Raw genomic sequence first — 17,295 nt, 5'->3', positions numbered from 1 at the left:
GCGGGTCCCGCTCGATCGGGACTATCTACCGGGCATGATCTGACAGCCGGGTGGGCCCGCCGACGGACATCAGCCGTTCCCCGGGTCCCCCCACGATCCGTGAGGACCTGAGCAGCATGTCGACCGTTCACGAAGAGACCACGCACCTCCAGACCCACCTCCAGCACGCCGTCGACCTCGCGGCGGAGAACGCCGCTGTCGACGGCGGACCCTTCGGGGCCGTCGTCGTGACCGCGGACGGGCGGGAGTTCCCCGCCGTCAACCGTGTGACGGCGGACCACGACCCCACGGCGCACGCCGAGGTCATGGCGATCCGCAGCGCCTGCCGCGCGCTGGGCACCTTCGACCTCAGCGGGGCCGTGCTCTACACCAGCTGCGAACCGTGCCCGCTGTGCCTCTCGGCCTCGCTGTGGGCCCGGTTGGACGCGGTGTACTTCGCCGCCGACCGGCACGACGCCGCGGCCGGCGGATTCGACGACGCCGAGTTCTACGAGTTCTTCGCCCGGAGCGCGCCGGAGCGTGACCGGGCCCTGCCGGTCCGCCACGTCCCGCTCGACGCACGCACCGAGCCGTTCCGGGCGTGGGCCGGCAACGCCCACCGCACCGAGTACTGAGCCGACCGCCCGCCGCCCCCGGTCGGCTTCCACCGGGACCACCAGATCTGGACACTTCACGGGAGACCCGCCGACAGGGCGGGCCCGGGAAAAACAGAGGATCGCCGGACCTTGCGCAGCAGAGCCGACGCCTGCGCGCTGAAGGAGGCACCTTCCATGTCATCGACCACACCCGGCCGTCCGACCGGCGCCCGCGCGACCGCAGACCATCCGACCGCAGCCCGCACGATCCGCCGTGGGCGCCCGTCGCGCCCGGCGCCCGCACCCGGACCGGAGGACGAGCGGCTGCCGCTGGGGCGCACCACCGCCTACGGCTTCCAGCACGTCCTCACCATGTACGGCGCCATCGTCGCCGTCCCCCTCATCATCGGGCAGGCCGCCGGGCTCTCCGGCGAGGAGATCGCCCTCCTCATCAGCTCCTGCCTGCTCATGGGCGGGGTCGCCACCGTCCTGCAGAGCTTCGGGGCGCCCTTCCTCGGCTCCAGGCTGCCGCTCGTGCAGGGGGTGTCCTTCGCCGGGGTCGCCCCCATGCTCGCGATCCTGGCCGGTGGCAACGACCTGACCACCATCTTCGGGGCCGTGCTCGTCTCCTCGGTGGTGGGCTTCCTGCTCGCGGGCGCGTTCTCCCGCGTCCTCCGGCTGTTCCCGCCGGTGGTCACCGGAACGGTGATCACGGTCATCGGCATCTCCCTGCTGCCGGTCGCGATCTCCTGGGCCGCCGGCAGCGGGGAGGGCGGCGCCGCCGACCCCCGCAGCCTCGCGCTCGCCGGGATCACCCTGCTCATCGTGCTGGTGCTGTCCAAGGTGGGCGTCGGGATGATCTCGCGCCTGTCCATCCTGCTCTCCTTCGTGCTCGGCACCGTGATCGCCCACACGATGGGGATGGTGGACTTCTCCGGTGTGGGCCAGGGCGGTATCGTCACCTTCCCGACGCCCCTGGCCTTCGGCCCCCCGACCTTCGAGCTCGCCTCGATCATCTCGATGCTCATCGTGGTGCTCGTGACGATGACCGAGACCACGGCGGACATCCTCGCGGTGGGCGAGATCACCGGGGCCGAGGTCGACTCGAAGCGTGTGGCCAACGGCCTGCGGGCGGACATGCTCTCCTCCGCGGGGGCGCCGCTGCTCAACTCGTTCACCCAGACGGCCTTCGCCGCCAACGTGGGCCTCGTGGCGGTGACCGGCGTCCGCAGCCGCTTCGTGGTCACGGCCGCCGGCGTCATCATGGTGGGGCTGGGGCTGTTCCCCGTCATCGGCGAGGTCGTCGCGGCCATCCCGACCCCGGTGCTGGGCGGTGCGTCGATCGTGCTCTTCGGCACGGTGGCCTCGTCCGGGGTCCGCACGCTGGCCAAGGTGAACTTCGGCAACTCGATGAACCTCGTCATCGTGGCGGTCGCCTTCGCCTTCGGGCTCATCCCCGTGGCCGCACCGCAGTTCTACGCCGGCTTCCCGCCCTGGACTCAGACCATCCTCGGCTCGGGGATCAGCGCCGCAGCACTCGTGGCCATCGCCCTCAACCTCCTCTTCAACGAGCTGACCGCCGGCAACTCCCGGCACCAGTCCGTCATGGCGGCGGCCCCGGTGCGGGTCGTCCGGGCGGACACCCTGGCGCACCTGCGGGAGGGCGACCGGATCCAGGACGGTGCCGTGGTGGACAGCGACGGAGCCGAGGTGGCGGTCGTGGCCGAGCACCACTTCGACGACGTCCGGAAGATGATCGACGACGGGGAGATCACGCACACGGGACAGATCCGGACGGTCCTCGCCGCCAAGGACGCGACGGCCTGAGCGCCCGGGCCCGCACCCCACCTGCGAGGCCTCGACCAGGGGCGTTCCCCGCCTCCGCCCGGCACACCGCCGGGCGGAGGCGGGGAACGCCCCTGCAACGGTGTCCGGGCGGGCCCGATCAGCTCGCTGCCACCGGGGCGCGGCGCCCCGCCCCGGCCCGGTCCGCGAGCGCCGGGCCCGGCGGGGCCGGGAGCGTCAGGCGTTCACCAGGCGGCGGGCCGCCGCGGAGTGCTCGGCGGTGAGCGCCTCCACGTCCAGACCGGCGATCGCACCGTCCTCCACGAGCCAGCGCCCGCCCACCATGACCCGGTCCGCGCGCTCCGCGCCGCACAGCAGCAGCGCGGAGAGCGGGTCGTGGGCGCCGGAGAAGCGCAGCCCGTCGAGCCGGAACATCGCGAGGTCCGCCTGGGCGCCCGGGCGCAGCACGCCGAGGTCCGGGCGCCCGAGCAGGCGCGCGGAGCCGCGCGTCGCCCAGCCGAGAGCCCGCTCCGGGGTCACGGCCTCCGCCCCGTAGCGCAGCCGCTGCACGTACAGTGCCTGCCGGACCTCCTGCACCAGGTTGGAGGCGTCGTTGGAGGCGGAACCGTCCACCCCGAGACCCACGGGGGCTCCCGCCTCTTCGAGCTCCACGGCCCGGCAGATCCCGGAGGCCAGGCGCATGTTGGACGTGGGGCAGTGGGCCACGCCCACCCCGGCCGCGCCCAGACGGGCCACCTCGGCGTCGTCGAAGTGGATGCCGTGGGCCAGCCACGTCCGGTCGGTGAGCCAGCCCGTGGACTCGAGGTAGTCGACCGTCCGCAGTCCGAAGCGCTCCCGGCAGAAGTCCTCCTCGTCGATGGTCTCGGCGAGGTGGGTGTGCAGCCGCACGTCCAGCTCGCCGGCCAGCACGGCGGTGTCCCGCATGATCTCCCGCGTCACCGAGAACGGCGAGCACGGGGCCAGGGCGATCTGGGTCCGGGCGCCGTCGCCGCGCTCGTGGTAGGCACCCACCAGGCGTGCGCTGTCGGCGAGGATCGTCTCCGCCTCCTGCACCGTCTGCTGCGGGGGCAGCCCGCCGTCGCGCTCGCCCAGGCTCATGGATCCCCGGGAGAGGACGGCCCGCATGCCGAGGCTCCGGGCGGCCTCGACCTGCACGTCGATCGAGTGCTCCATGCCGCCGGGGAACAGGTAGTGGTGGTCGGCCGCCGTGGTGCAGCCCGAGAGCAGCAGCTCCGCCATCGCCACCGTGGTCGCGAGCTGCAGGTCTTGGGGGCGCAGGCGGGCCCACACGGGGTAGAGGTCCCGCAGCCACGGGAACAGGGGGACGCTGACCACGGGCGCCCAGGCGCGCGTGAGCGTCTGGTAGAAGTGGTGGTGCGTGTTGATCAGCCCGGGCACCACCACGTGCTCCCGGGCGTCGAGGACCCCGCACGGAACGGTCGGGGCTCCGCCGGCCGGGACCAGCTCCACCACGGTGCCGGAGGCGGTGTCCACCACGACACCGCCGGCCGTGTCCGCGGAGGTGTCCTCGCCGGTGTACAGGGCCAGGGGCTCGCGCAGCCACAGCAGGTGGGAGCCGGGGTTCGAGGTGTGGGGACGCACAGGGTTCTCCGATCGGTCGCAGGTCTCGTCACCGGCGCCGTGCGCCTCGTGTGTTCCGAGGGCGGCACGCGGCGCCGCCAGCTCAGTGAGGTCCTGTCTGCTGATCCAGGAGACCGCTCCCGCGGTCCCGGTGACCGTAGCACCGGCGGATGTTGGCCTTCAACCGTCCGGGCCCTGACGACGACGGGCCCGTCCGGCGTCCGGTCAGCTCTCCCCGCGCCGGATCAGGCGGCCCGTCGGGGACCGGAAGTCCACGGCGCTGCCCCGCAGATAGGTTCTGCGCACCTTTCCGGACAGCGCCTTGCCCTGGTACGGGGTGATGGGGTTCTTGTGATGCAGCTTCCCGGCGTCCACGACGAAGGCGTCGTCGGGCGCGAAGACCACCAGGTCGGCGTCGTAGCCGATGGAGACCTTGCCCTTGGCACGCAGGCCGGCCCGCTGGGCGGGCTTCGTCGACATCCACTCCACCACGCGGCCCAGGTCCACTCCGCGGCGCCGCGCCTCCGTCCAGATCAGGGACAGCCCCAGCTGCAGCGAGGAGACCCCACCCCAGGCCACCCCGAAGTCGCCGTTGTCGAGGTCCTTGAGGTCCAGGGTCGAGGGGGAGTGGTCGGACACGATGAAGTCGATGGTCCCGTCGATCAGTCCCTTCCACAGCAGCTCGCGGTTGCCGACCTCCCGCACGGGCGGGCAGCACTTGAAGGCGGTGGCGCCGTTGGGCACCTCCTCGGCGAGCAGGGTGAGGTAGTGCGGGCAGGTCTCCACCGTGATGTCCAGGCCGTCCCGCTTCGCGGTGGCGAGCATGGGCAGAGCGTCCGAGGAGGACAGGTGCAGGATGTGGGAGCGGGCGCCGGTCCAGCGGGTGCGCTCGATGACCTCGGCGATGGCCAGGTTCTCGGCGCCGCGCGGGCGGGACTTCAGGAAGTTCTCGTACACGTCCCCCTCGGGCCGCGGGGCACGGTCGATGGCCCGGGAGTCCTCTGCGTGCACGATCATCAGCGAGTCGAACGTCTTGATCTCGGCGAGGTCCTCCTCCATCTCGTCGGCCTCCAGATGGGGGAACTCGTCAACCCCGGAGTGCAGCAGGAAGCACTTGAAGCCGAAGACGCCGTCGTCGTGCAGCTCGCGCAGGTCGGGCTTGTTGCCGGGGATCGCCCCGCCCCAGAAGCCGACGTCCACGAAGACGTTGTTCTGGGCGAAGAGGCGCTTGTACTCGAGGGCCGGCACGTTGACGGTTGCCGGGACCGAGTTGAGCGGCATGTCCAGGACCGTGGTGACGCCCCCGGCGGCGGCCGCGCGGGTGGCGGAGGCGAACCCCTCCCACTCGGTGCGGCCGGGCTCGTTGATGTGCACGTGGGTGTCCACCAGGCCGGGCAGCAGGTGCTCGTCCTCGGCCAGCTCCACGACCTCGCGGCCGACCAGGCCGGCGCCGAGGGGTTCGATGGCCACGATCCTGCCGTTGCGCACGCCGACCTCGCGGGGAGCGAAGTGGTCCCCGCAGGAGACGTTCTGCCCCCGCACCACGAGGTCGAACTCGCGGTGGCCGTGCGCATCGGTGCCGGCGTCACCCGACGCCGGGCGGGAGGCCTCCGCGGCATCGGCAGGCATCCCGTGCTCCCGCTTGTAGTCGGCGATCAGCCGGCGCACGCGCTCGGGGTCGTTGACGTCGTGGCTCACGTCCAGCTTGTGCGCCTGCTCGGTCTCGAAGGCGCTCCGGGCGGCGGCCGGCTTGGTGGCCGCGCGGGCGGAGTCCTCCCTGGCGATCGCCGCAGGGTCCGCACTCACCTGTTGCGCACGCCCTGCGGCGTCAGAAGCGTCGTCCGCGCGCTGTCCGGGCTCCGCGGACGGTTGACCCGGATCCGGTCGGTGCCCCTGCTCGTCGCTCTGCTTCCCGCCCCGGTCGGTGGTCCCCGGCCGCTGCGGCGTCTTCTTCTCCGTCATTCGGAGCTCCTCCTCGTCTTCGGCGTCCGCGCGGGCCGCCGGATCGATCAGTTGGGTCGGGTCCCCGTGAGCAAAGCGGGGAGCTCGAGGGCGAGCCGGGCGCCCACCTGCTCGAGAAGCCTGCCGGCCTCGCGCATGCTGACCCGCGGGTCCGGCTCGAGCTCGGTGAGGGCATAGGTGCGCACGAAACCGGCGGCCCTGCGGGTCTCCTCGTCGAGGGTGGTGCGGCCGCACACGGCCACCACCGGGACGCCGGCGGCGTGCGCGGTGGTGGCGACCCCCATGGGGGTCTTCCCGCCGAGCGACTGCTCGTCGAGGCTGCCCTCCCCGGTGACGACCAGGTCGGTGCCCGCCATCCGGTCGGCGAGCCCCACGAACTCCAGGACCACGTCGATGCCGGGGCGGCGCTGGGCCCCGAGCACGGCCAGGGCCGCGTAGCCCACGCCGCCGGCGGCTCCGGCGCCGGGGGCCCCGGCCGCCGTCAGGGCGGCCGGGCCGAGGGCGTCCGCCAGCCGGTCCCGGAAGACCGTCAGTGCGGCATCGAGGGATGCGACGAGATCCGGGTCGGCGCCCTTCTGCGGGCCGAACACGGCCGCCGCACCGTTGGTCCCGGTGAGGGGGTTGTCGACGTCCGCGGCCAGGACGAACTGTGCGTCCCGCACCCGGGGATCCAGCCCGGTGAGGTCCACCCGGGCCAGCCGGGCGAGCTCGGCGCCTCCGCGGCCCAGCTCGGCGCCCTCGTCGTCCAGCAGGCGAGCGCCGAGGCCCTGGAGCAGCCCCGCACCGCCGTCGGTGCAGGCGCTGCCGCCCACCCCCAGGACGATCCGGGTGGCTCCGGCATCGAGGGCGGCGCGGACCAGTTCGCCGGTGCCGCGGCTGGTGGCGCCCCCGGCGTCGAGCACGGGTGCGCCGTTCTCGTCCACGGGGAGCGCGGCCAGTCCCGAGGCCAGGGCCATCTCCACCACCGCGGTCCGGTCGAGCAGGGCGAACCCTGCCGCGACGGGGTTCCCGGCGGGACCGGTCACGGTGGTGGAGGAGGCGACGAATCCGGCGCCGACGGCGGCGTCGAGGGTGCCCTCGCCGCCGTCGGCCACCGGGACGGCCACGACCGTGGCGGACGGCTCCACGGACCGGATGCCCGCCGCGAGGTGCTCCACCACGTCGGTGGCTTCCAGCGAACCCTTGAACTTGTCCGGGGCGACGACGATGCGCACGGGGCGTGCCTCCTGTTGTGTGCGGACGGGGATCAGTCGAGCAGGGCGATCGCCGTCGGGGCGTCCACGCCGCTGACGGCGAGCTCCTCGAACTCGACCACGTTGTCGATCTCGGTCCCCATGGAGATGTTGGTGACCTTCTCCAGTATGACCTCCACCACCACGGGGACCTGGTGCTTCTCCAGGAGGACCCGCGCCTGGCCGAAGGCCTCCTGGAGCTTCTCGGGATCGGTCACGCGCAGGGCCTTGCAGCCCAGGCCCTCGACGACCTTGAGGTGGTCCACGCCGTAGCCCTGGGTCTCCGGGGAGTTGATGTTCTCGAACGCCAGGGAGACGTTCTGCTCCATCTTGAACCCGCGCTGGGACTGGCGGATGAGGCCCAGGTACGAGTTGTTCACCACCACGTGGAGATAGGGCAGGTTGAACTGCGCCCCGACGGCCAGCTCCTCGATCATGAACTGGAAGTCGTAGTCCCCGGAGAGCGCGACGACGGTGGCTTCGGGCTTGCCCCGGACGACGCCGAGGGCGGCGGGCCCGGTCCAGCCCAGCGGGCCGGCCTGGCCGGCGTTGATCCACTGGCGGGGGCCGTGCACGTGCAGGAACTGGCCGCCGGCGATCTGGGAGAGCCCGATCGTGGAGACGTAGGTGACGTCCGTGCCGAAGGCGGTGTTCATCTCCTCGTAGACGCGCTGCGGCTTGACCGGGACCTGCGTGAAGTGCGTCTTGCGCTGCATCGAGCCCTTGCGCTGGGCGCAGTCCTTGACCCACACGGACCAGTCCGGCACGGAGAACCGCTCCTTCCGCTCCCGGGCGACCTCGATGAGGATCTCCAGGGCCGCGCCGGCGTCGGAGACGATGCCGAGGTCGGGGGAGAAGACGCGTCCGATCTGGGTGGGCTCGATGTCGATGTGCACGAACGTGCGGCCCCGGGTGTAGGTGTCCAGGCCGCCGGTGTGGCGGTTGGCCCACCGGTTGCCGATGCCGAGCACGAAGTCGGACTCCAGGAACGTCGCGTTGCCGTAGCGGTGGGAGGTCTGCAGTCCGACCATCCCGGCCATCAGCGGGTGGTCGTCCGGGATGGCGCCCCAGCCCATGAGGGTCGGGATCACGGGCACGTCCAGCAGCTCGGCGAGCTCGACCAGCTGCGCCGAGGCATCGGCGTTGATGATGCCGCCGCCGGCCACGATGAGCGGACGCTGCGCGGAGGAGAGCATGTCCAGGACCTTCTCGGCCTGCGCGCGGGTCGCCGCGGGGCGGTGGACGGCCAGGGGCTCGTAGACGTCGATGTCGAACTCGATCTCGGCGAGCTGGACGTCCAGGGGGAGATCCAGCAGCACCGGACCGGGCCGGCCCGAGCGCATGAGGTAGAAGGCCTTCTGGAACGCCCCCGGCACCTGGCCGGGCTCCAGCACCGTCATGGCCATCTTGGTGACCGGCGCGGCGATCGAGGAGATGTCCACGGCCTGGAAGTCCTCCTTGTGCAGCTTGGCCACGGGGGCCTGGCCGGTGATGCACAGGATCGGGACGGAGTCCGCCCACGCGGCGTAGAGGCCGGTGATCATGTCGGTGCCCGCAGGCCCGGACGTCCCCACGCAGATCCCGATGTTGCCGGGGGCGGCCCGGGTGTAGCCGTCGGCCATGTGCGAGGCGCCTTCGACGTGCCGGGCTAGGGTGTGCCGGATGCCGCCGTGGGCGCGCATCGCCGAGTAGAACGGGTTGATGGCGGCGCCGGGCAGGCCGAAGGCCTCGGTGGCGCCCTCCTTCTCGAGGATGGCGACGACGGCGTCGACCGTGCGCATTCTGGCCATGATGAACTCCTTGGAAGCAGGACCCGGGATCGGGTCGGGAAGCGGTGAGGTGGGGAAGGTCAGCGACCCGAGCGGCCGGAGAGCTCCTCGACGAGCTTGAAGAGACCCGAGTGGTCGAGTCCGCCGTCGCCCTTGTTGACGGTGGCGGCCACGAGCTGGGCGACGATCGCGCCGAGCGGCACGGCCACGCCGGCCTCCCGGGCGGCGGAGGTCACGATGCCCATGTCCTTGTGGTGCAGCTGGAGCCGGAAGCCCGGGTCGAAGTTGCGGTCCAGCATCTTCTGGCCCTTCTGGTCCAGGACCTTGGAACCGGCCAGGCCGCCCCCGAGGACCTTCAGCGCGGCGTCCGTGTCCACGCCGTAGGCCTCGAGGAAGACGACGGCCTCCGCGAGCAGCTGGATGTTGCCGGCCACGATCAGCTGGTTGGCCGCCTTGACGGTCTGCCCGGAGCCGGCGGGGCCCACGTGCACGATCGTCTTCCCGACGGCCTCGAGCACCGGGCGGGCGGCCTCGAAGTCCGCGGCCTCGCCGCCGACCATGATCGAGAGCACGGCGTCGATGGCGCCCTGCTCCCCGCCGGAGACCGGGGCGTCCAGCGGGCGCAGTCCGTGCTCGACGGCCTCCCGGGACAGGCGCGCGGCCACGTCCGGGCGGATGGAGCTCGCATCGATCCAGACGGTGCCCTGCGCGGCGTGGGCGAAGACGCCGTCCTCGCCGGTCACGACGCCCTCGACGTCCGGGGAGTCCGGGACCATCGTGATCACGACGTCGGCGTTCGCGACGGACTCGGCCACGCTGGACGCGCCCTTGCCGCCGGCCTCGACGAGCTGGTCGATCTTGTCCTGCGAACGGTTGAAGCCGACGACGTCGTAGCCGGCCTTGACGAGGTTCTTGGCCATGGGCAGGCCCATGATGCCGAGTCCGATGACGGTGACGTTGGTCATGGTGGGATTCCTCACTGTGGGAGCCCGTGCGGTGCGTGCGACGGGCCGTGGTGGCAGGTGCGGGGGAGGAGCGGCGTCAGGCGCCGGCGCGGGCCGCGGACCACGCGGCGGTCCAGGCGAAGGGGTCCTGCTGCGACGCCTTGTACTCGAGGCCCACGTAGCCCGAGTAGCCGAGCTCCCGGCTGCGCTCGATCCACTGCTGGAGCGGGAGCTCGCCGGTGCCGGGCTCGTTGCGCCCTGGGGAGTCGGCGATCTGGATGTGGCCGAAGTCAGCGGCGTGCTTCTCGATGACCGCGGAGACGTCGTCACCGTTGACCGACAGGTGGTAGAAGTCGGCGAGCAGCCTGATGTTGTCGGCGCCGGCGGCCCGGACCTTCGCGATGACGTCGAGGGCGTCCTGGGCGGTCTTCAGGGGATAGGCCTCGGTGCCGGAGACCGGCTCCAGCAGCACGGTCCCGCCGATGCGCGCCACGCCCTCGGCGGCGGCCACGAGATTGCGCACCGCCAGCTCGTCCTGGGCCTCCGGCGTGTGCTCGGGCCGGCGGTTGCCGTAGAGCGCGTTGAAGGCCTTGCAGCCGGTGCGCTCGCCGATGGCGGCGACCACGGCGATGTTCTCCTTGAACTCCCCGCAGCGGCCCTTCCAGGACACGAGGCCCCGGTCTCCGCCCGGCATGTCGCCTGCGTTGAAGTTCAGCCCGCTCAGCTGCACCCCCGCGTCCCGGATCGCGTCCACGAAGGCGTCGACGTCGCGGTCCGCGGGCACGGACTCCGCGAAGGGCCACCAGAACTCGACCGCGTCGAAGCCGGCGGCCTTGGCGGCCGCGGGGCGCTCGAGCAGGGGCAGGTCGGTGAGAAGGATGGAGCAGTTCACGGTGTAGGACATCTGGATCCTCCTGGTTCGGACGGGACCGCCACGTATTTCGAGATGTGGAAGTCAATTTCTGTCTTGTGAAACAGCGTACGATCTCCTGTGACGCAGGTCAATCCCTGATTGGAAGAAGTATTTCAGGATGTGGAAACTGTGGGGTGTGGTCCGATGGCATGGAAGGACCCCGTGCCGCCGCGGTGGCAGGGCGGCACGGGGTCCGGTCGGTGGGGACGGGATCGCCGTCCGGTCAGCGCAGCTTCATCTGCCGGTTGACGTCCTTGTAGAGGAGGTACCGGAACCGGCCGGGGCCGCCCGCGTAGCAGGCCTGGGGGCAGAACGCCCGCAGCCACATGAAGTCGCCGGCCTCGACCTCGACCCAGTCCTGGTTGAGCCGGTAGACGGCCTTGCCCTCGAGGACGTAGAGCCCGTGCTCCATGACGTGGGTCTCGGCGAAGGGGATCACCGCCCCCGGCTCGAAGGTCACGATCGTCACGTGCATGTCGTACCGGACGTCGTCCGGGTCCACGAAGCGCGTGGTCGCCCACTTGCCGTCGGTCCCCGGCATGGCCGTGGGCTCGACCTCCTGCTCGTTGGTGACGAACGGCTCCGGCACCTCGATGCCCTGCACGTACTCGTAGGCCTTGCGGATCCAGTGCAGGCGGGCGGGCTCGCCGCCGCGGTTGCGCACGGTCCACTCGCACTCCGGCGGGAGGAAGGCGTAGCCGCCGGGAACGAGTTCGTGCTCCTCCCCGTCGACGGTCAGGACGAGCGCCCCCTCCATGAGGAAGAGCACGCCCTCCACGCCGGCCTCCGTCTCGGGCCGGTCGCTGCCGCCGCCGGGGCCGACCTCCACGATGTACTGCGAGAAGGTCTCCGCGAAGCCGGACAGGGGCCGGGCGAGCACCCAGACCCGGGTGTCCTCCCAGAACGGGAGCCGGCTGGTCACGATGTCCCGCATGGTCCCGCGCGGGATCACCGCGTAGGCCTCCGTGAACATCGCCCGGTCCGTGAGCAGCTGGGTCTGGTCGGGCTGGCCGCCGTGCGGCGCGTGGTAGGTGGTCTCGGTCATCTGAAGTCGCCTCCGGTGGTCGATGCGGCCGGTGCCGCGGCCTTGGGGTGGGCCAGGGAGAAGAGCTCGTGCTCGCCGATGCCGGCGCTCTCCTCGAGCTCCTCCCCGGAGATCGCGCCGCACAGCACGCCGCGGTGGACGAAGCGGGCCAGGGCACGGGCGGTGGCCGGTTCGTCCATGATCTCCGACTCGATGCCGTGCACGTAGTTCTTCAGCCGCAGCGCCGCCGCGGGGAAGCCCTCGCGGTAGAAGAAGTACGTGGCCAGGTAGCGGGTGGGCAGCTGGTGCGCGTGCAGGTCCCATCCCTGGTAGTAGCCCCGCTCCAGGGAGCGGCGCACCAGACGGGCGTGCAGCCGCCAGGCGGCCAGCTTCTGCCGGTCGCTCCCGGTGGGCAGGATGTTCGTGGAGCCGTCGGACAGCCGCACCCCGGTGCCGGCCACGGCGACCTGCATGACGGCCTTGGCGTGGTCGGCGGCCGGGTGCTCCATGGACTGGTACTGGGCGGCGATCTGCAGGGAGTCGGAATAGTCGTAGGTCCCGTAGTGCAGGGCCTCGACCCGTCCGTCCGTTCGGTGGAGCATCACCGGGATGGGGCAGGTGCCGTCGGTCCCCAGGATCATCGGGGCCGTCTCCATCTGCACCTCGAACCGCAGCCGCCCGGCCGGCAGCCCGAGGCCCGCCTCGAGCTGTTCGCAGGCCTCGACCATGACGTCGACCTGCTCCGTGGTGCTCACCTTGGGCAGGGTGAGGACGAGGCCGCGGGGGAGGCCGTCCTCACTGTGCCCGGCCTCCCGCAGCCCGCCCTCGCGCACCAGGGTGGTGACGAACAGGTCGAGCGTGCGCAGGCCGCGGTCCCGGGTGGCGGCCTCGAAGCACTTGAAGCGGATCCCGATGTACGGCGGCGCGGTGCCCTCCCGGACGGCCAGGGCCACGGTGCGCGCCGCGCGCACGGCCCACTCATCCTCCTCCTGGTCCCCGCGGTCGCCGAAACCGTCCTCGAAGTCCAGGCGGACGTCCTCGATGGGCTCGGTGGCGAGCTTGTGCTCGACCGCTCGCGCCACCCGGTCGACCAGACCGGGGTCGGCGCCCTCGGGGGCCACCTGTCCCGCGAGGGAGGCCGCCCCGAGCCCGGCCACGGACCGGGCGGCGCGCTCTCCCCACTGCCGGGCGGTCTCCGGGGTGAAGCTGTCGGCGGGGAGGTAGACGGTGTGCACGGGCTGGCGTGTACCCGGGTCTCCCGGGTAGGACCGCTGGAGCAGCGCGTCGGTGCCGGCGAGCCGCTCCGCAGCGCGTTGCCGGAAGGCTGTGCCCAGCGTCCCGGTGTCCAGGTCGCCGGCGCTCACTTCGTGGCCACCCGGTCGCGGTCGGACTGCTCGAGCAGCTCGTAGGCGGGCAGGGTGAGGAAGTCGACGTAGTCCTCGCCCAGCACCAGATCGGCGATCAGGGCGGCCGCCGGCTCGAAGTGCGCCTCGTAGGACTGCGGGTCGACCTCCTCGCGCAGGACCTCCTTCTGCCGCTGGAGCTCCTCGGCCACGAGCTCGCGGGTCGCGGTGTTCCCGGTGTCCTCGTAGACCACGCCGTTGCGGATCTGCTGCCAGATCTGCGAGCGGGAGATCTCGGCGGTCGCGGCGTCCTCCATGAGGTTGTGGATGGCCACGGCCCCGTTGCCGGAGAGCCACACGGCGGTGTAGCGGATCGCCACGTAGAGGTTGGCCGCGAGCTCCTTCTGGGTGCTCACCCGCCCGGCGCTGGCGACGTCGAGCAGCTGCTCGGCGCTCACCCGCACGTCCTCGCGCAGCCGGTCCACCTGGTTGGGCCTCTCGCCGAGGACCCCGTCGAAGACCTCGCGGCAGGTGGGCACCAGGTCCGGGTGGGCCACCCAGGAGCCGTCGAAGCCGTCGTCGGCCTCGCGGGTCTTGTCCGCGCGCACCTTGGCGAACGCGGCCTCGGTGGCCTCCTGGTCCCGGCGGTTGGGGATCACCGCGGCCATGCCGCCCATCGCGAAGGCCCCGCGGCGGTGACAGGTCCGCACGAGCAGCTCGGTGTAGGCCCGCATCAGCGGGGCCGTCATGGTGATGGTGGAGCGGTCCGCCAGGACGAACTTCTCGCCGGCGTCCCGGAAGTACTTGATGATGCTGAACAGGTAGTCCCAGCGTCCCGCGTTGAGCCCCGAGGCGTGCTCGCGCAGCTCCCAGAGGATCTCGTCCATCTGGAACGCCGCGGGGATCGTCTCGATGAGCACGGTCGCCCGGACGGTGCCGTGCTCGATGCCCAGGTGCTCCTCGGCGAACGTGAACACGTCGTTCCACAGCCGGGCCTCGAGGTGGGACTCCAGCTTCGGCAGGTAGTAGTACGGTCCGTGCCCGTTTGCCAGCAGGAGCTTCGCGGTGTGGAAGAAGTGCAGGCCGAAGTCCACGAGCGCCCCGGAGGCCGGCTGCCCGTCCACCGTGACGTTGTGCTCGGGCAGGTGCCAGCCGCGGGGCCGGGTGACCACCACGGCGAGCGGGGCGTCCTGGCGCAGGGCGTACTGCTTGCCCTCCGGGGACGTGTGGCTCAGGGTGCCCCGGGCGGCGTCGCGCAGGTTGAGGACGCCGTCCACCTGGTTGTGCCAGGTGGGACTCGAGGCGTCCTCGAGATCGGCCAGCCACACCTTGGCCCCGGAGTTCAGCGCGTTGATCGCCATCTTGGCCGGCGAGGCGGGCCCGGTCATCTCGACCCGGCGGTCCTGCAGGGCCGGCGGCGCCGGGGCGACCGTCCAGTCCCCCTCGCGGATCTCCCGGGTCTCCGGGAGGAAGTCCAGGGTGCCGGTCTCGGCGGCCCGGCGGCGGTTCTGCTCCCGGGCGCCGAGCAGCTCGGCGCGGCGGTCGGCGAAGTGGTGGTGCAGGGCCTCCACGAAGGAGAGGGCCTCGGCGGTGAGGATCTCGCTCGCGCGGTCCAGGCCGGCGGGGGTGGTGAACTCGATGGCCATGGTGGTCTCCGTTCGGTGCTGGGTTCGGTGGGCGTCGCCGCCCGTGGTGCCGGGCGGCGACGCCCGGTGGTGCGGACTCGGTGCCGCGCTGCTAGCGGGCGGCCACCGGTGCGAGCTGACGGGTGTCCTGCTGGGCCGCCTGCTGCACGGCCTCGGCCACGGCCGGTGCCACGTGCTGGTCGAAGACACTGGGGACGATGTAGCTCGCGTTGAGCTCGTCCTCGGCCACGCAGTCGGCGATGGCCTGTGCGGCGGCGACCAGCATGTCGGTGGTGATGTCGGATGCCCCGGCGTCGAGCAGGCCGCGGAACAGGCCCGGGAAGGCCAGGACGTTGTTGATCTGGTTCGGGAAGTCCGAGCGGCCGGTCGCGACCACCGCGGCGTGCTCCGCGGCGACGCCCGGATCGATCTCGGGGTCGGGGTTGGCCATGGCGAAGACGATCGCGCGGTCGTTCATGGCGGCCACGTCGGCCCCGTCGAGCAGGTCGGGGGCGGAGACGCCGATGAAGACGTCGCTGCCCACCACGGCCTCCTTGAGCGAGCCGGAGAACCCGGTCTCGTTGGTGTTCTCGGCGATCCACTGCCGGTGCGGGTCGTCGTAGCTCTCCCCGCGGCGGATGGCGCCCTTGCGGGAGCAGGCGATGATGTCCTGCACCCCCTGGGCCTTGAGGAGCTGGATGATGGCGTGCCCTGCGGCGCCCACCCCGGAGACCACGACCTTGATGTCGCCGATCTGCTTGTCCACCACGCGCAGGGCGTTGAACAGCGCGGCCAGGGCCACGATCGCGGTGCCGTGCTGGTCGTCGTGGAAGACCGGGATGTCGAGCTCCTCGCGGAGCCGGGCCTCGATCTCGAAGCAGCGCGGGGCCGCGATGTCCTCGAGGTTGATCCCGCCGTAGACGGGTGCCATGGCCTTGACGATGCGCACGATCTCGTCGGTGTCCGTCGTGTCGAGGCAGACCGGCCACGCGTCCACGCCGGCGAACGCCTTGAACAGGGCGGCCTTGCCCTCCATGACCGGCAGGGCGGCGGCGGGGCCGATGTCGCCCAGGCCGAGCACCGCGGTGCCGTCGGTGACCACGGCCACCGTGTTGCGCTTGATCGTCAGCCGCCGGGCGTCCTCGGGGTTGTCGTGGATGGCCATGCAGACCCGGGCCACGCCGGGGGTGTAGGCGCGGGAGAGGTCGTCACGGTTGCGCAGCGAGACACGGGGGGTGACCTCGATCTTGCCGCCGAGGTGGATCAGGAACGTGCGGTCGCTGATCTTGCGCACCTGGACGCCGTCGAGCGCCTCGAGGGAGTCGCGCACCTCGTCGCGGTGGGAGGCGTCGGAGACGTTGCAGCTGACGTCGACGACGACGTGGTCTGCGTGGGACTCCACGATGTCGAGGGCGGTCACGGCCGCGCCGGCCCGAGCGGCGGCGGTGGCGAGCTCGCTGGTGACGGTGAGGCCTGCCGGGGCCTCCACACGCAGGATCATCGAGTATCCGGGACTGGGCGTGGCCATGGTTCCTCCAAGGGCTGTGGTGCGACCATTTCAGTCGCATCGTGGAATGAAACTTTCGTATTATGGATATTATGGGAGCCAGCCGAGGTTGGCAAGGATCTTTCGTGACACCTGTCACGGATCCGGCCGCCGAGATCTCGCCCGGCGCACGAGGCGGCCGGGCTATACCGACGGGAGATGGCCATGACCACGACGACCACACGAGCCGGTTCGGGCGGGGTGCAATCGGTGGAACGCGTTTTCGAGCTCCTCGAGGTGATCACCGCGGCCGGTGGGGAGATGTCGCTCAGCGAGCTCTCCGCCGCCGTGAAGCTTCCGCTGCCCACCATCCACCGGCTGCTGCGCACGCTGGTGCCCTCCGGCTACGTCCGTCAGCTCCCCAACCGCAACTACGCGCTGGGGCCGCGGCTGATCCTGCTGGGGGAGGCCGCCGGGCGGCAGTTCGGTTCGGCGGCCCGTTCGCGTCTGGACGAGCTGGTGGCCGAGCTCGGCGAGTCGGCGAACATGGCCGTGCTCGACGGCCAGGAGGTCGTCTACATCGCCCAGGCCCAGTCCAACCGGTCCATGCGCATGTTCACGGAGGTGGGCCGCCGGGCCGACACCCACGACACCGGTGTGGGCAAGGCCATGCTCGCCACCCTGCCGGACGAACGGGTCCGTGCCATCGTGGGCGCGGCGGGCATGGCCACGCCCACGCCCAAGAGCATCGGGACCCTCGAGGAGCTCTTCGCGGACCTCGACCGGATCCGGGAGCGCGGCTACGCGATCGACGACGAGGAGACCGAGCTCGGCGTGCGCTGCTACGCGATGGCCGTGCCCGGGGCGCCGACCCCCACGGCGATCTCCGTCTCCGGACCGGTGTCCCGGGTGGACGAGGAGTTCGGCCGCCGGGCCGTGCCCGTGCTGCGCCGGGCGGCCGAGGCGATCGCCGCCGAGCTGATGCCCGTCAAGGCCTGACTTCGGGGCGCGACGACGACGCCCGCCGGCCCCCGA

General features: G+C 71.9%; 13 protein-coding genes. 3 read left to right on the top strand and 10 right to left on the bottom strand.

Annotated elements, in window-relative coordinates; translation table 11 throughout:
• The first annotated feature begins 116 nt into the window (after positions 1-116).
• Positions 117-614: a nucleoside deaminase gene (locus tag ACP7CD_RS14390; protein ID WP_017834761.1), complete on the top strand. Its 498-nt coding sequence runs from the start codon at positions 117-119 to the stop codon at positions 612-614.
• 156 nt (positions 615-770) lie between these two features.
• Entirely contained in the window at positions 771-2,402 is a 1,632-nt protein-coding gene (locus ACP7CD_RS14385; RefSeq protein WP_426120492.1) for a nucleobase:cation symporter-2 family protein, read from the top strand.
• A gap of 195 nt (positions 2,403-2,597) precedes the next feature.
• Here the strand turns inward: ACP7CD_RS14385 and ACP7CD_RS14380 are convergent, their stop codons facing one another.
• The 10 genes from ACP7CD_RS14380 to ACP7CD_RS14335 all read right to left on the bottom strand — a co-directional run bounded on the left by ACP7CD_RS14380 (position 2,598) and on the right by ACP7CD_RS14335 (position 16,302).
• Positions 2,598-3,983 (bottom strand): 8-oxoguanine deaminase, encoded by a 1,386-nt coding sequence (locus tag ACP7CD_RS14380; RefSeq protein ID WP_426120491.1) that lies wholly within the window; start codon positions 3,981-3,983, stop codon positions 2,598-2,600.
• A gap of 204 nt (positions 3,984-4,187) precedes the next feature.
• Positions 4,188-5,591 (bottom strand): allantoinase AllB, encoded by a 1,404-nt coding sequence (gene allB / locus ACP7CD_RS14375; protein ID WP_426120545.1) that lies wholly within the window; start codon positions 5,589-5,591, stop codon positions 4,188-4,190.
• A gap of 380 nt (positions 5,592-5,971) precedes the next feature.
• Positions 5,972-7,138, bottom strand: a complete 1,167-nt coding sequence (locus tag ACP7CD_RS14370; protein WP_126349779.1) for a glycerate kinase — start codon at positions 7,136-7,138, stop codon at positions 5,972-5,974.
• Between the two features lie 32 nt (positions 7,139-7,170).
• Entirely contained in the window at positions 7,171-8,946 is a 1,776-nt protein-coding gene (gene gcl / locus ACP7CD_RS14365; protein WP_031283718.1) for a glyoxylate carboligase, read from the bottom strand.
• A gap of 59 nt (positions 8,947-9,005) precedes the next feature.
• A complete protein-coding gene (locus ACP7CD_RS14360; protein ID WP_426120490.1) occupies positions 9,006-9,890 on the bottom strand; it encodes a 2-hydroxy-3-oxopropionate reductase in 885 nt (294 codons plus the stop codon).
• A 76-nt stretch (positions 9,891-9,966) separates the two neighbouring features.
• Positions 9,967-10,773 (bottom strand): hydroxypyruvate isomerase family protein, encoded by an 807-nt coding sequence (locus ACP7CD_RS14355; protein ID WP_426120489.1) that lies wholly within the window; start codon positions 10,771-10,773, stop codon positions 9,967-9,969.
• A 232-nt stretch (positions 10,774-11,005) separates the two neighbouring features.
• Positions 11,006-11,827 (bottom strand): bifunctional allantoicase/(S)-ureidoglycine aminohydrolase, encoded by an 822-nt coding sequence (locus ACP7CD_RS14350; protein ID WP_426120488.1) that lies wholly within the window; start codon positions 11,825-11,827, stop codon positions 11,006-11,008.
• Positions 11,824-13,170, bottom strand: coding sequence for a DUF6986 family protein (locus ACP7CD_RS14345; protein ID WP_426120487.1), 1,347 nt, complete (start codon positions 13,168-13,170; stop codon positions 11,824-11,826). The genes ACP7CD_RS14350 and ACP7CD_RS14345 overlap by 4 nt, the downstream gene beginning before the upstream one ends.
• On the bottom strand, positions 13,167-14,795 hold the full coding sequence (gene aceB, locus ACP7CD_RS14340; RefSeq protein ID WP_368828451.1) for a malate synthase A: 1,629 nt from the start codon (positions 14,793-14,795) through the stop codon (positions 13,167-13,169). The genes ACP7CD_RS14345 and aceB overlap by 4 nt, the downstream gene beginning before the upstream one ends.
• Positions 14,796-14,886: 91 nt before the next feature.
• Positions 14,887-16,302, bottom strand: a complete 1,416-nt coding sequence (locus tag ACP7CD_RS14335) for an NAD-dependent malic enzyme (RefSeq protein ID WP_272026696.1) — start codon at positions 16,300-16,302, stop codon at positions 14,887-14,889.
• 183 nt (positions 16,303-16,485) lie between these two features.
• Between ACP7CD_RS14335 and ACP7CD_RS14330 the strand changes: the two genes are divergently transcribed.
• Positions 16,486-17,259 carry an IclR family transcriptional regulator gene (locus tag ACP7CD_RS14330; protein WP_272026697.1) on the top strand — a complete coding sequence of 258 codons (774 nt, stop codon included), beginning with the start codon at positions 16,486-16,488 and terminating at the stop codon, positions 17,257-17,259.
• Positions 17,260-17,295 lie beyond the last annotated feature (36 nt).

Origin of the sequence: Kocuria sp. LHG3120, from assembly GCF_049897445.1 — a bacterium.
Taxonomy (GTDB): Bacteria; Actinomycetota; Actinomycetes; order Actinomycetales; family Micrococcaceae; genus Kocuria; species Kocuria rosea.
The sequence above is the reverse complement of the archived record's forward strand: the minus strand, read 5'-3'. Positions and strand labels throughout refer to the sequence as shown.

Coding starts and splice junctions, on each gene's coding strand:
- ACP7CD_RS14350 (WP_426120488.1), bottom strand. CDS start 11,827: ATGACCGAGACCACCTACCACGCGCCGCACGGCGGCCAGCCCGACCAG.
- aceB (WP_368828451.1), bottom strand. CDS start 14,795: ATGGCCATCGAGTTCACCACCCCCGCCGGCCTGGACCGCGCGAGCGAG.
- ACP7CD_RS14360 (WP_426120490.1), bottom strand. CDS start 9,890: ATGACCAACGTCACCGTCATCGGACTCGGCATCATGGGCCTGCCCATG.
- ACP7CD_RS14385 (WP_426120492.1), top strand. CDS start 771: ATGTCATCGACCACACCCGGCCGTCCGACCGGCGCCCGCGCGACCGCA.
- ACP7CD_RS14390 (WP_017834761.1), top strand. CDS start 117: ATGTCGACCGTTCACGAAGAGACCACGCACCTCCAGACCCACCTCCAG.
- allB (WP_426120545.1), bottom strand. CDS start 5,591: ATGCCTGCCGATGCCGCGGAGGCCTCCCGCCCGGCGTCGGGTGACGCC.
- ACP7CD_RS14335 (WP_272026696.1), bottom strand. CDS start 16,302: ATGGCCACGCCCAGTCCCGGATACTCGATGATCCTGCGTGTGGAGGCC.
- ACP7CD_RS14330 (WP_272026697.1), top strand. CDS start 16,486: ATGACCACGACGACCACACGAGCCGGTTCGGGCGGGGTGCAATCGGTG.
- ACP7CD_RS14355 (WP_426120489.1), bottom strand. CDS start 10,773: ATGTCCTACACCGTGAACTGCTCCATCCTTCTCACCGACCTGCCCCTG.
- gcl (WP_031283718.1), bottom strand. CDS start 8,946: ATGGCCAGAATGCGCACGGTCGACGCCGTCGTCGCCATCCTCGAGAAG.